9 protein-coding genes are annotated in these 14,265 nt (G+C 38.4%); 1 reads left to right on the forward strand and 8 read right to left on the reverse strand.

Annotation, left to right across the window (positions count from 1 at the left end):
• Positions 1–16: 16 nt before the first annotated feature.
• The 8 genes from PZ892_RS16280 to PZ892_RS16315 all read right to left on the reverse strand — a co-directional run bounded on the left by PZ892_RS16280 (position 17) and on the right by PZ892_RS16315 (position 13,426).
• A complete protein-coding gene (locus PZ892_RS16280; protein ID WP_277711557.1) occupies positions 17–1,960 on the reverse strand; it encodes a family 20 glycosylhydrolase in 1,944 nt (647 codons plus the stop codon).
• A complete protein-coding gene (locus PZ892_RS16285) occupies positions 1,953–3,146 on the reverse strand; it encodes an AGE family epimerase/isomerase (RefSeq protein WP_182499164.1) in 1,194 nt (397 codons plus the stop codon). Before PZ892_RS16285 ends, PZ892_RS16280 begins: the two co-directional genes overlap by 8 nt.
• 6 nt (positions 3,147–3,152) lie before the next feature.
• Positions 3,153–5,231 carry a GDSL-type esterase/lipase family protein gene (locus PZ892_RS16290; protein ID WP_277711558.1) on the reverse strand — a complete coding sequence of 693 codons (2,079 nt, stop codon included), beginning with the start codon at positions 5,229–5,231 and terminating at the stop codon, positions 3,153–3,155.
• Positions 5,215–6,441, reverse strand: a complete 1,227-nt coding sequence (locus PZ892_RS16295; RefSeq protein ID WP_094257315.1) for an MFS transporter — start codon at positions 6,439–6,441, stop codon at positions 5,215–5,217. The genes PZ892_RS16290 and PZ892_RS16295 overlap by 17 nt, the downstream gene beginning before the upstream one ends.
• A 4-nt stretch (positions 6,442–6,445) precedes the next feature.
• Positions 6,446–7,567: a hypothetical protein gene (locus PZ892_RS16300; protein ID WP_277711560.1), complete on the reverse strand. Its 1,122-nt coding sequence runs from the start codon at positions 7,565–7,567 to the stop codon at positions 6,446–6,448.
• A complete protein-coding gene (locus PZ892_RS16305; protein WP_094257317.1) occupies positions 7,567–8,490 on the reverse strand; it encodes a dihydrodipicolinate synthase family protein in 924 nt (307 codons plus the stop codon). Before PZ892_RS16305 ends, PZ892_RS16300 begins: the two co-directional genes overlap by 1 nt.
• 66 nt (positions 8,491–8,556) lie before the next feature.
• Positions 8,557–10,128, reverse strand: a complete 1,572-nt coding sequence (locus PZ892_RS16310; protein WP_277711561.1) for a RagB/SusD family nutrient uptake outer membrane protein — start codon at positions 10,126–10,128, stop codon at positions 8,557–8,559.
• Between the two features lie 10 nt (positions 10,129–10,138).
• On the reverse strand, positions 10,139–13,426 hold the full coding sequence (locus PZ892_RS16315) for a SusC/RagA family TonB-linked outer membrane protein (protein WP_277711562.1): 3,288 nt from the start codon (positions 13,424–13,426) through the stop codon (positions 10,139–10,141).
• 127 nt (positions 13,427–13,553) lie between these two features.
• Here PZ892_RS16315 and PZ892_RS16320 point away from each other — a divergent pair, with 127 nt between their 5' ends.
• Entirely contained in the window at positions 13,554–14,264 is a 711-nt protein-coding gene (locus PZ892_RS16320) for a FadR/GntR family transcriptional regulator (RefSeq protein ID WP_277711563.1), read from the forward strand.
• The last annotated feature ends 1 nt before the right edge of the window (position 14,265 follow it).

Genomic DNA, 14,265 nt, shown 5'->3' on the forward strand with positions numbered 1-14,265 from the left:
TAGTGTGTATTGATTTCTATTGATAAGGGATAAATGTAAACATCCATTTCACCGGATTCTGCCAATCTTTACCCTTAAAATCTCCGACTGGCAATTTGATTAATATATCGTTCCAACCTTCTTTCAACTGGATCTTAGTTGGCTCCCTAAAAGAATAACCTTCATCGGTCAATGGCAATTCCAGACCACCTTTCTGTCCTGGATGTTTCCATTTTGGAGCAGGAATCTTCTCCCCATTTACAAATACCTGGCTGTGCAGATCATCCCAAGCTCCTTCTGCTGGTGAATCACTGCCATAAGATCGGGAAAGGTTTGCAAAACCTATCCAAAAAGCCTTCTCCTCCGCTTTATCTGTCCAGATCCTAGATCTCGCATAAAATGTACTGTTGGGTTTAGGAGCATCAATAACTCCCGGAATAATGTCTGCCCACCAATGCCTTAAGACAATGGTCCCCCCTACTTGGTTCTTATAAACGGGGTAATGCTCTCCAAAAGGATCTTTTTCAATAGCAAAACCCTTCGTTAAATCGCCTGCATTATCATATGGACCAATCATATCCCAAAACATTTCAGTTTGTTGCTGATATGGAAATGGTAGATTAGCAAAATATTTAGATTTATGTGATAATAGCCTTTTTTCAAAATCAGCAAACTGCCTAAAAGATTCCGATTTTCTATCAGGTAAAAAGGCTTTCCATCCTAATTCACCTCCACCGCGCCATATTCTTTCAGCAAATGTTATCATCCCTGGATAGAATGCACTTTGAAGAAACATGTCTTCTGGTTTTTCAACTGCACGGTCTGGCCATGAACAGAGTATAGCTCCTGGCAATTGTGAACTTTCCTTTTCTTGTTCTGCAAACCTCCTGAAAAACAAAGTTGTCACCGTCTCTAAAGGGTCCATATGGTTGATATAAAGATGCTTGGAATCTAAATACTGAAGTTTGGCATTTGGATCAATTGCTTTTGGACCACCCATCCACATTTGACGGACAGTGGAAGACTCAAGATTACTTCCCGGATCCCAACCATATGTTTTGAAGCCAAAGGATTCTACATATTTTGTGATTTCAGGCATAAACTGCTTATTACTAATCTTTACTTCATCACCTCCAATATGCAAATGCTTCAAAGTTGGGAAGGTATCTGCAAATTCCTTAAGCAGTTCCTTGATGTAAACAATGCCTTCTTCACTCTGCATATTGACTTTAAAGAACCGCTCAAAAGCAGCAGAATGCCCCGGCATGTCAATCTCAGGCAAGAATAAGATATGCCTATCTCTACAATAATCGATCAACTCCTGAAACTCAGCAACCGTATAATGTTTCCCAGCCCAACGGGTCATGTTCTCTGCAGCAGTAAGCCCTGGATATTTTTTACTTTCCAAACGCCAGGCAATATCCACGGTAAAATGGAAATGCAGAACATTGAGCTTATACATTGCCATCACATCGATCTGCTCCTTCAACATGGACATAGGTTGGTAATTCCTTCCCACATCCAGCAAAAATCCTCTAAAGGAATAAGAAGGTTGATCTTTTATGTTCACTAAGGCTACTTGCTTATCATGATAGTCCATTTGCCTTAAAGTCTGAAGGGCATAGAAAATCCCTTTACTAGCTAAGGCTTGAATATAGATACCTTTAGAATCGATATTCAATTCATATCCTTCATCTGAAACTATGTTTTCTAGGCTTGAAACAGTATTCAAGGAAATGGTTGGACCTTTGCTCCTTTCTTTAATGTCTAGAGAATGCTCTTGAAGAATACTTCTTAAAAGATTAACCTCATTCTTTTCAATTGTTTTGCCAATTTCAAGACGCACCCCCTTAGACAAGTCCAGTTTATCTTTCGACCACTGTATATTTTGAGGCATTGGAATCAAAGCATCCTGAGCGCTCAGGTTATTCACAGCAAAAAAGCTGATACACAATAAAATATATTGAGCTATTCTATTCATGGTTATCCTTGTTCTTAAATTGGTTGATAATAGACCAACAGTACCATTCTTGTCTAGGCAAGTGGAAAGGCCCTTTAAATAGATTCCCTTTAGCAGACTGGGCTCTTCCCCCGTCCCTATGTAAATAACCAAACCATTCTCCATGTTCTTTATCATGGAAATGAGAATAGGCATATTTATGGATCAACTTATGCATTGTAGCATATTTCTCATCCTTAGTTATCAAATAAGCCAATAAGGTTGCAATAATTGCTTCATTCTGCGGCCACCAAAATTTCATATCTTGCCAATACTCTTGAACAGGTTTATTATAAACATCCCTAAAATACAGAATACCCCCAAATTCCTTGTCCCAACCTCTTTCCCACATATAGTCTAACATCCGTAATCCTAGGTTGATCAATTTCTCATCCATATTTCTATGAACAGCTTCATGGAGAATAAACCAAGCTCCTTCAATAGCATGACCAGGATTGAGCGTCCGTCCATCAATATGATCGATGATACTGCCATCAGGAGCTACTTGCTCCATCACACAGCGGATATCATCCTTCACAAAATACTGCTCTATCTCTTGAATCCAATTTGCAATTGCCTCATCACATCGAGGGTCCCCAATAGTCTCCCGAAGTTGTTGGGCTGTATTGCACATAATCATTGGAATACCTATTCCACGGCTTGGTCGAGTTTTCTCAAATTTTGGTTCCATTTTCCGTTCAGCACTGGCATACTCCAAACAAATCCCATACAGATCACGAGCCAACTGAGCAGCTTCCTCATCACCCGAAGCCTTTGCATAAGCAGCACTGGCAATGACAGCAAAGGTTTCCGAGAAAAAATAACGGCGCATACGGATGGGATTGCCTTCCTGATCCACATGGAAATACATTTTCCCTTCTGCATTAAAGCATTTATTTTTTAAGAATTCATAGCCCAAACGCGCACCTGCCAACCATTCTTCGCGTGGCTCCACTGTGTTGTAAAGAGTAGAAAGCAACCAACATGCACGACCTTGAATCCAAACGGCCTTATCGGTATCAATCAACGAACCATCTTGGTCTCGCATTAATAGGTACCCGCCATACTCATGATCAAATGATCTCGGAAACCAAAAAGGAACCGTATCATTGACCAATTGATCTTTATAAAAATCTGCTAATGCAGTAAGCTCTTCGTTATTGTACATTCTTTTTTATCTTTTAATCGAAAATGTGGAAACAGGAACTCCCTCCTCATTCACCAAATTAGCCCTTGAAAAAGGCTTATATCCATAATATATTTCTGTTAAACCTTTAGGATTTTCCAGGATAACCGAATTCCCTTTTATTTCGACCACCCTGAGATCTACCAAGTTTCCGTTTTCATCCTTAGCCTGAAAACCTATAACTTCTTTTGATCCCACTGCCCTTAATTGCTTGGCATGACTGAACCTTATTTCATGTTGTCTTTCTTTGCGATAAGAATATATGGGTTGCGGGCTGTCCGCATTATTATCTTTCCCAAATTGATGCTTCAAGACCAGATTTGCCAGTCGATTTCCTATAATTAACTTCTCCCTTGGATGTACATCCAAGGAATCACCTACATCAGAACTGATTGCCATATAGACATCCTTCAATTCATTGCTAAGCTTTCTTTGGCTATCCCTGAATTTTGGCCAAGATGGCCTATCTATACTGGAAAGTTGAACCGTATAGAATGGCAACCTTTCCCGTTTACCCAAAAAAGGCTTATAATTCGCCCTCCAAGAATCTATTAAAGTCTTGAATAAGTGCTCGTGTAATTCAACGTTATGTGCATTACTTTCTCCCTGATACCACAGTACCCCTTTTAATGAAGTATCCTTCCACTTATTGTAGCCAGCTTCAAAATTATAGGCCGGTTCATAGGGATGTCTTTGGTTCTTGACCTTAGATTTCTTCAGATTAACCTCAGCTCTGTTCCTGCAGAAATCCTGGATGAAATCAGATTTTCGCCACCCGTGGATATAGGTCGCCAAAAGAGGGTCTTCCTCCAAGCTTCTTCTCGGAATCCAAGACTCAGTATTCGAACCACCTACGGCTAGTTCAATGATACCGATCGGAACCTTCATTTCCTGTTCCAATGCTTCTGCAAAACTGAAAGCAATGGCGGAAAAGTTGGCAGCATTTTCTGCTGTTAACTTTTCCCAGTTTCCAGAGAAATATTCCAAATCATTTACTTTCTTTAAAGTAACTTCATCCCACTCTTCATTATTTGTTTCCTTAAGGACCTTGTTCTTAAAAATTCGAATATTATTGTGTTTAGATGCCTCTTTAATCAATTCCTTTGATCCATTGGCCTCCTTTAATGGAAAAGCCATATTGGACTGTCCTGATGCTAAAAACACATCTCCGAACAATATATCTTCTAAGATTATCGAATCCTGATCGGTCCTGATTTTCATCCTATATGGTCCACCAGCGGGCATGGCATCCACATCCATTGCCCATTCCCCTTCTTTATCAGCATTGGATAAGGTAGTTCCACCCTTCATTTCAATAAATACAGTCTGTCCAGCATTCGCCTTTCCTTTTATTCGATTAGTTTGATTACGTTGCAATACCATATGCGAACCTATACTTTCATGTACGGAAAGCTTCTGCCTTACAGGAACAATTCTATCAAAAATGGTCTTTGCAATAATTTCGGCGCCTTGTTCAGAAGGGTGTAAATAATCATCAAATAGATCGATACGAAAAGCTAAAGGCGAATAGAGATCAACGAGCTTGTGGAAATGTATCACCGCTACTGCCTCTATTTCCTTTTTGATATCCCAGTACCAATCCCGAGTTCCGGATAGAAACCGAGGATGACCACTAAAGATTGGGCTTATCTCACAGACAAACACCTCCACTTTCGGATTTTCGTTTTCAAAAAGTGAAATTAGTTTATTGTAGTCCCTTTGAAAGTCAATTTGGTAGTTAGGCAAATTTCTTGGATCTGTATCATTCAAGCCCAAGGAAATGACAATCATATCAGGTTTAAAGGCTAACGCAGCCTCTAGTTCTTCTGATTTCAGGTAAGGGTTATGCCCTTTTTCCAATAGCGTTGCACCATTTCTCCCAAAATTGCGTACTTCATAACCATCGCCAAGCAATTGCTGCAATTGCTCAGGATAGGTTTTCCCTTTGGCTAAATTAGAGCCTTTAGTCACTGAATCACCAATACAGGCTACCTTCTTCTTTTGTTGGGCAAAAAGAAAGTTAATAGATAGAATAAATAAGAAAAGTATTTTAATCGATAGCCTCATTCCCCTTCGGTTTTAAAACGGCCAATTGAATGATCAAAACGATCAACACAATTCCCGCCAATAAAGCAAAATCACTTCCCAATTGACCTTCATCTGCAGAGGCACCAAGGATCTTGGTGATATATGCTCCCGCAAATACACCGACCATATTCATGATACCATAGGCTGTAGCCCTGTATTTTGAAGACACAAACTGACACAGGATCGGCATATTATTTGCATCAAACATCCCAAAACCGAATCCAAACATCAAGCCTGCAGCAACGATTGCAAAGACGCTGTGCCCATATCCAATCAATATTACCGCTGGAATGGTCAATGCCAAGCCAATAGCACTGGTATAGATTCTTCCGCGGACATTCTTTTGTATCCATTTATCCGAAATAATTCCTCCTAGGATTACTCCAAAGAATGAAGAAAGGGCAATGGTAATAGTCGCCAATGGACCTGCCTTTTCCATAGGAATATGCAGGTTTTCAGAGAATAAGGTAGGTAGCCAGTTCTTGGTTGCCCAGCCTGGCAAACTAGGAACAGCAAAATATAATAAGATGACCCAGAATGCAATATTGGAGAACAAGATGGAAAGCCCTTTTAATAAGGGAACCTTGTTTTCCACCAACTTCTTGGCATCAGATCGATGATCAGTTTCATGTAAAAACAGAATAAGGACAATGGAATAGATGATTCCGATCAATCCAAACAAGATAAAGGTATAATGCCAGGAGTAAGAAGCAGCCACAGTAGCCCCAAAGCCACCTAATGCCTGCCCAAAATAAAACCCGGTCATATGTACCCCAACGGCTAAAGACCTTGATTTATCCGAATGGTAATCCGCAATCAAGGAAAGACCTGCAGGAATATACAAGGCTTCACTTACGCCCATAATTGCTCTTAGAGCGTATAACTGTTCATAAGTATTGGCATAACCCATAGCCATAGTAACTGCAGACCATACAAACAAACTCCCTACAATCAACCATTTTCGGTTCCATTTATCGGCCACAATTCCGGCTACTGGACTCATAAAGCCATATATCCACAGAAATACAGCCATCAGGTTACCAAATACCGCAGCACTTTCCAATTCCAAAATATCGATGGCCATTGCAGGTCGCATGGTTGATAAAATCTGGCGATCCATATAATTTAGGAGTGCCACAAACCATAACAAGCCTACAACGATCCAAGGATATTTATTACTGTTTTTCATAGGTTTATTTTATCTGTCCAACAAGAATTTGACCAGTACGAACCCCCGCTCGAACCTCTCCTGATGGAATAAAAAATTGATTCTCTTTAATTAATGCTGTTGTTGTTACCGGACTTTCAGTTTGCATAGGTTCCAATTTTGACCATGAATCAGACTTCAAGTCATAAACCCAGTTCTCCTTAGAAAATCCTGGATGATTTTCTTGAAGTTTATTCTTGGCTAAAATTAGTTGTCCTTTGATGTCAGGATCATTTTCTTGGGTAATTTCAACAATTGCTTGCTCTACCTTTGAAAATGTCCCGCCATCATCGCCACCGAAAACATAAATCTTTCCATCTTTATAAAGTCCAGTTCCAGCAGCTAAAGGTTTAGGTAAATTAGAAATTTCTTTTACGCTTTTTGATGGGATATCCAATTCCAGTACTCCATCATAGATTTCACTAATACTATTCAGGTTCTTCTTCCTACCACCAACTATGTAGATTTTATCCTTTTGGTTTCCAACTACAATTGCGTTGCTAATTGGATAAGGCAACTGAATATATTCAATCCAATTTGAGGTCGAGTCATCCAATTTCAGGGAATAAACCTTGTCAGAAACAGATTCAGCATTTTCACCGCCTACGAAGAACAATTCGTTATTTCCTACTGCTAAACCAGCATTGGTTAATGCTATCGGCAAAGGCTGAAAATTCTTTTTTATTATATCACCATTCTCCGCTATTTCAAATTTTGAAACTTGTTTCAATGGCCCATTTTCATTTTCACCACCTGCAATAAAAATCGAATTTTGATAGCTCAAATTGGCGGGATAGGCAATCCTGTCTTGAAGGTTAAATATCGTATCCAGTTTTATTCTTGACCCTGAAATGGAATAGATAAATCCTTGAGATTGATAAAACTTTTTCCCTCCGTCCCAAGGCAATCCATTTGGAAAATTAGCTCCTCCTGCCACAATCAGTTTATCTTGAATGATACCGGCTATCGGTCCTGCGACACCTATATTTTTTGACCCAGAAATCGCAGGCAATTGACTTGCTTCTTCCCATACTAATCCAGACTTGCTCTGCGAACCAGAACAACCAACCACTAAAACCGCCATAGATAATATTGTCTTAATCCGCATTAATTGATTGATTTAAAGGATTCAAAACCCAATGCCGCAACATCAGCCTTGAACAACTCAAAATTCTCTTTTGACATATTGGCTATTGGCAATCTAAATTCTCCACAATCCAAGTTCACCAATTTCATATAAGCTTTTCCAGTCGCAATACCTCCATATTTGCCTAACAAACGGATCATATCAATGGATTTCTGTTGCAATTTATTGGCTTCCTCAAAATTACCCTGCTCATAGGCTGCCATTAAATCATTGTATAATGGAGCAGCATAATTGTAGGTACTTCCTACAGCTCCTTTAGTCCCTAATACCAAAGAGGACAACATGTTTTCATCACGTCCCCAAAGCATATCGTACTTCCTGTTTTTATAATTCAAACAAGACAAGAAATCCATAAAATCTTCATGCGTATATTTGATGCCTTTGAAGGTCGGAACCAAATCATCCACTGCTTCCAACAGGTCAATCATATTGTAGTTCCCGCCTGTCAAAACCGGGATATGGTAATAATAAAATGCAGTATTTGGTGCAGAGGCAGCTATTTCTTGACAGCATTTAGCCAATTGCTGCACATTTGCAGGTTTAAAATAATATGGGGAAGTAAAGGAAATAGCATCTGCTCCTTCCTGCTCCGAGATTACCGCCAATTGCTTACATTCTTTAACATTCGTACCGCCTAAAAACATAATCAAGGCGAAATCCGGATCTGCTTTGGTCAATGCTGTCCAAGCCTTCAAGACTTGAACTTTTTCGTCAAAAGTCAAGGACACACCTTCTCCTGTAGATCCACAGATGAAAGCTCCTTTTACATTATTTTTCTTTAGGGACTGATAATAAGTTGGAATAAGGTCTAGGTTCAGTTCACCATTCTGATCAAAAGCTGTAAATGGAGCAGCAATTAATCCTTCTATTTTGTTGTTTAGCATATACAAATTATTAAAAACTAGATAACCTATCCTGTGGTTCAGGATAGGTTAATATTAAATTTAGCATTAAGTTCCTGAATATCCAGGATTTTGGTCTCCATTTAACTTTGGATCCGCCGATAGGGTTCCAAGATCAATAGGCCAAAGAATTTTATGTTTTTGGGAATCGTTGTTATCCAATACACCAACCAAATTCAAGTCTTTTCGAAAAACTAATGGATTTCCTGAGGCATCTTGCATACGTCGAAGGTCAAACCAACGTTTTCCTTCAGATACAAACTCTTTTGTTCTTTCGTAGAAAATAGCAAGCTCATTGGATTCAAAGCTACCGTTTACAAATTGTGGGGCTGACCCTTTGTAGGCACGGTTTCTCACCAACATAATTTCATTGGTAGGATCTTGACCTAATTTATTTTTTATTTCTGCCAATAAAAGATAAGCATCAGCTAAGCGATAAATCGGATAGTCATCGGAATAACTCCTCACTCCTTCGACGATGGATCCCAAGAATTTACGGAAAACCACTGCATGTACATCGCCCTTATTAAAGTTTAAAAAAGTTGCATTTGCCCTTGTATCCGCAGCATCAAATAATTGATAAAGGTTATACTTATATTCATAACGAATAATTCCAGTATTTGAAATCTTCAATGGATCCGCAGGAATTGCATTTCCTTTATCATCAACATAGCCTGAAATATCATCACTCTGCGCATAAAGAAAATTATTGAAGAAGTTGGTTGCCTCTCCATATTGATACCTCAGGGTAAAAATAGTTTCAGAATTCCCTTTATTGGAGGCAGAACTTGCTGTAGCAAATACATTTGCAAAATCACCAACTAAAGAGAACTTTGGAATTATACTTTCTACCGCAGCTTTCGCCGTTTGCAAATCTTGTGAAGTACTTGCAGGTGCATTACCATCAACTTTTACCTTTGCTGACCATAAGAACACTTCTGTTTTCAGCATTTGGGTAGCCGCTAATGACCACTGTGCCTTCTGATTTAAAATATTATAATCATTATTGAAGCTTGAAACCGATTTCTCTAAATCAGCTTTAATAAAATCTAAGGTTTCTTTCTCTGTTTTGCTGCGGGCTGTATATAGCTCTTCTGCTGAGCTCGGCGCTTGATTCGCTACCTTGGCTTCTGCTACTAATGGAACCCTCCCCCAAGTTTTGAAAAGATTAAAGTAGTAAAATGCTCTCAGACCATAAGCCTGACCTAAATAATATCCTTTTTCAGAATCTGAAAGGTAGGTAGCAGATTCCACCTGATATATAAAGTTATTGATCTGAAAGATCTGCCCATAAAGATTCGCCCAGCTACTAAAGCCTGGACTGCTTTCCCGAATATCCTGAATAATAATTGAGCTTGAATTTAAAGAGGCTGTACCTGTAAAACTGGTCCCGTCTCTCAACGTTCCTCCTCTTAATTCTCCAAAACTCCATAATGTTTGCTGTGCATTTCTTAATTGGCTATGGATACCAACCATTGCCCCTTTTACCTGATCCGGAGTTTTCCAAAAAGACCCGCTTGCAAAATAATCTTCTGGGGTTAAATCTAATTCCATCTTGCTGCAAGAGGAAAAGGTTATGCTAGTTGCCGCTATTGCTAAGGCTATTAATATCTTTTTCATGACTTAAGTTTTAAAAGGTTAATTGAAGACCAAAAATGACCGTTCTTGGCAATGGGTAACCACCACCACCTTGTCCTATCGATCCGCTTTCTGCAGAAAATAAGGTGTTGGCAGTCCAATACTGAAGGTTTTGCCCTGTTACTGAAATACTTAAATCTTCCATTTTCATTTTATTAGCCAAAGATCTTGGTAAACGATATGCTAAAGAAATCTCTCTGAATGCCAAATAATTACCTTTATTGTAGAACATACTGCTTTCACGACTTGTATTGTTTTTAAACAATTGATCTGCCCAATAATAAGTTGGGTATTTCGCATTAGTATTTTCAGGGCTGTAAGTATCCAACACTTCTTTTGTAGTATTGAATGTTCCTTGCATCATACCCAAAAACCAAGCTCTCGGACCATCATAAGCAACATATCCAAGTGCATAGTCAAATCTTGCACTTAATGAAAAATCCTTATAGGTTGAATACAATCCAAATCCACCAGTCCAACGCGGAACAGTATTTCCCATATAAACCCTATCATAAGAGTTGATAATACCATCATTATTAACATCTTTCCACATAACATCTCCTAAGGCTAATGGATAATGCAAGGCTTTCTCTGAAGCGGTCATTGCATTGAATACATCTGGATGCACTAATGTTCTAAACCCAATCAAATCCTTTAATTGAAGAGCATAATTATCCAAATCTTGTTGGGTGCGAATGATTCCTAATGCCTCATATGCATAAGCCACATTAGGATCTTGCCCTTCTTGTAAACCTCCAACCCATTCTAATTCCATTGTACTTGGATTATATACTTGGAAACCATTCTGACGGTTATTTTCAACACCGTTATATGGCAGCTTTAAAATCTTGTTCTTGTTGTAGGCAGTATTCCAGTTGAAACTCAATGTGAAGTCATTAGCACGGATTGCCTGATAATTTAAGTCTATCTCAACCCCTTGATTTTGCATATCACCATTATTGGTGGTAATTGAAGTAAACCCTGCTGAGGCTGGCAATAATAAGGTTGCAATTTTATCCGAAGTCGTTCTATGATAATATGCAACGGATAGATCTAGTCTGTTAAACAACCTAGTTTCTAAACCTACTTCTTTGGTAATCAAACTTTCCCATTTCAGATTAGGAATACTTAAACTAGTCATAGCATAGCCAACATTTCCATCATATTTTGAAGTACCATATGTTCCTTGCAAGGTATATGCTCCGATACCTCCAATATTTCCGTTCGCACCGTAACTAGCTCTCAATTTTAAAGTATTGATAAAATTGTCTGCCCCTATGCTGTTTGCAAAGAATTCCTCATTATGCAAATTCCAACCTAATGAAACTCCTGGAAATGTTCCCCAACGATTATTCAATAGATTCGAGTAACCATCACGACGCAAAGTCAAAGTCATTAAATAGCGTTGGTCATAATCATAGTTAAGACGTCCGAAGAAGGAAGTAATCCTGTTACGGACATGGTAAGAGTCGATACCACGACGGTTAGCTTCTGTACTGGTCAAGCCCAAATCCATAAAATCATCCGATGGGGCACCTGATCCAGATGCAGAAAACCCTGTGTTATAGGAATCAAAGAATTCCCAACCCGCCATAGCATCAACATTATGCTTTTCAGCAATTGTAGTTTTATAGTTTAATACGGCATTATAGGTTTGATTTAATATCTTATCATAGCTAGCTGATGAATTACGAGTCCTAACCCAGTTGCCTGGACTTGCTAAATAGTCACGGTTGAATGATTCATTATTCGTTTGGTTGATAAACCAGTTACCACTTGTCCTTAAACTCAATCCTTTGTATAAATCAATGACAAAAGCTTGGGACATCGTAAATTTCTGATTCTGGTTATTGCGGATAAAACGGTCATTATTAACCGCTGGGTTCCCATCCTGCCAATCACGACCTACCAATAAATCCCCATTTGCATTAAATCCGCGCATGGTTGGAGGAGCACCCAAAGCACGCGTCATGTAATTTCCTTCACCATTGATGGCATCTCTCCATTTCGTATTTGCGAAATTCAACCCTGAATTAGATGTAATCCATGGCTTTATTTTGTAGTCTCCATTAAGAATAAAGGTTAACCGGTCATAGTTGGTTCCAATTGGAACTCCTTGCTCATAGTATTTCCCTAAACTTGCATAATACTTACTTTTCTCATTTCCTCCTTGAACAGCCAAGTTATAGTCTTGAGTCATAGCATTCTTACGCAAAGCATAGTCTGTATAATCAAAATCCTTATAGATTAACTCTTTTCCTGTTACAGGATCTATCATAATTTGATAGCCTTGATTTAATAATTCTCTGTTGGAATCATCTAAGAACATGGTACTCCAAACAGCATTACTAACTTTGTTACCATCCAAGATATTGCCATCAGCATCCTTATATTTATTACCTGTACCGAATGGACCAACAGAAGTCAATTGATTCAATTGGTTGGGTTGATACATCCCGGAAGTCTGCACACCCTTTCTTGACCAATATAAATAGTCCTTAGCATCCAGAAATTCAAAAGGGATATTCAAGGAATTGACCCCAATTTTGGACTTCAATGAGATATTGGACACTCCATCTTTACCACGTTTTGTGGTGATTAATACAACACCATTAGAAGCTCTAGCTCCATAAATTGCGGTTGCAGAAGCATCTTTTAATACATCAATCGATTCAATATCATCTTGATTAATATCTGAGAAACCTGAGCGAATCAGTCCATCAACAATGACCAATGGCGAACCTCCGCCACCATAAGTTGTTCCTCCACGAAGAACAATATTAGGAACTGAACCTGGACGACCTGAAGTTTGTTGTACTCTTAATCCAGGGATGGTTCCTGCCAATGCAGATGCTGGATTTGATCGAACCCCAGTTTCTAGTACTCTTTTATCCAATCGGGAAACTGAACCTGTTAAGTTAGATTTCTTAATACTACCATAACCTAAAACAACCACCTCCTCTAAATCTTCTCCCGTTGGATTCAATGAAATTCTTAATGAACCCAAATTTTCTAAGGTTAGTTTGTGGGATTGGTAGCCCAATGAAGAAAATGCTATAACATCCGACACTTTAGCTTGAATGCTAAATTCCCCTTGTTCATCGGTTTTTGTAACCTGACCCTGTGTTTGATTAGTTACAGTTACTCCCTCAAGTGGACTTCCCTGTGGGTCAGTAACAGTTCCTTTTAATGCGGTTTGCGAATACGCTGCTAGGCTCAGGCAGCATATAAAGGCCATTAATAGGACCTTTCGCAAAGAATGATAATAAAGGTTTTTCATAATAAATGAATAATTAAATTGGATTATGTTATACATAATAATTAATCAAATGTAATACATAATATTTTACATCCAAACATTTTTTTAATATTATTGTAACATTAAATTAAACCTTCATAGAAAACCTATGGACCAGAATACCCCTTCAATGGAAAAATTGGGCAGTATTGATACTTCCAGCCTTGTAGATAAAGCAGAAGAAAGAATTATTCAATTTATTCAAGAAAATAAATTGAATATTGGCGATGTATTGCCTAAAGAATTGGATTTGGCAGAAAGCTTTGGGGTTAGTAGGACTGTTGTTAGAGAAGCACTACTTCGATTGAAAACAATTGGATTAATTGAATCCATAAAGCATAAAGGAGCTGTATTAAGAAATCCAGATGTTCTTGGTTCTCTCAGGAAGGTATTTCACCCCTCAATTCTAGATAATGAAACTTTGAAAGATATGTTTGAAATGAGGTTAGCCTTGGAAGTTGGAATGGCTGATTTCATTGTCAATAATATTACTGATGAAGATATAGCAGAATTGGGAAAAATTGCAAATGAGATTGTATCCGGAGATACTGCTAATCCTTGGCATGTAGAAGATGAAATTAGATTTCATGGGAAATTATATAAAATATCCAAAAACAGAATTCTTTTAGAATTACAAGAGATGCTGTTTCCAATATTTCAATATGTTCATCAAAGCGGATTATTGGAAAAAGATATAATAAAGGGGGATTTTATTTCTCACAAGGAACTAGTGCAGGTTTTGAAACTAAGAGATCCAGAAGCATATAGATCTGCAATCAGAAAGCATTTAAACAATCATTTTGCAAGGATAATTGGTTAGA

This window comes from Sphingobacterium sp. WM, from assembly GCF_029542465.1.
Lineage (GTDB): Bacteria > Bacteroidota > Bacteroidia > Sphingobacteriales > Sphingobacteriaceae > Sphingobacterium > Sphingobacterium cellulitidis.

Bases quoted from the DNA above. Each gene is read 5' to 3' on its own strand.
- PZ892_RS16280 (WP_277711557.1), bottom strand. From the start codon at position 1,960: ATGAATAGAATAGCTCAATATATTTTATTGTGTATCAGCTTTTTTGCT.
- PZ892_RS16285 (WP_182499164.1), bottom strand. From the start codon at position 3,146: ATGTACAATAACGAAGAGCTTACTGCATTAGCAGATTTTTATAAAGAT.
- PZ892_RS16290 (WP_277711558.1), bottom strand. From the start codon at position 5,231: ATGAGGCTATCGATTAAAATACTTTTCTTATTTATTCTATCTATTAAC.
- PZ892_RS16295 (WP_094257315.1), bottom strand. From the start codon at position 6,441: ATGAAAAACAGTAATAAATATCCTTGGATCGTTGTAGGCTTGTTATGG.
- PZ892_RS16300 (WP_277711560.1), bottom strand. From the start codon at position 7,567: ATGCGGATTAAGACAATATTATCTATGGCGGTTTTAGTGGTTGGTTGT.
- PZ892_RS16305 (WP_094257317.1), bottom strand. From the start codon at position 8,490: ATGCTAAACAACAAAATAGAAGGATTAATTGCTGCTCCATTTACAGCT.
- PZ892_RS16310 (WP_277711561.1), bottom strand. From the start codon at position 10,128: ATGAAAAAGATATTAATAGCCTTAGCAATAGCGGCAACTAGCATAACC.
- PZ892_RS16315 (WP_277711562.1), bottom strand. From the start codon at position 13,426: ATGAAAAACCTTTATTATCATTCTTTGCGAAAGGTCCTATTAATGGCC.
- PZ892_RS16320 (WP_277711563.1), top strand. From the start codon at position 13,554: ATGGACCAGAATACCCCTTCAATGGAAAAATTGGGCAGTATTGATACT.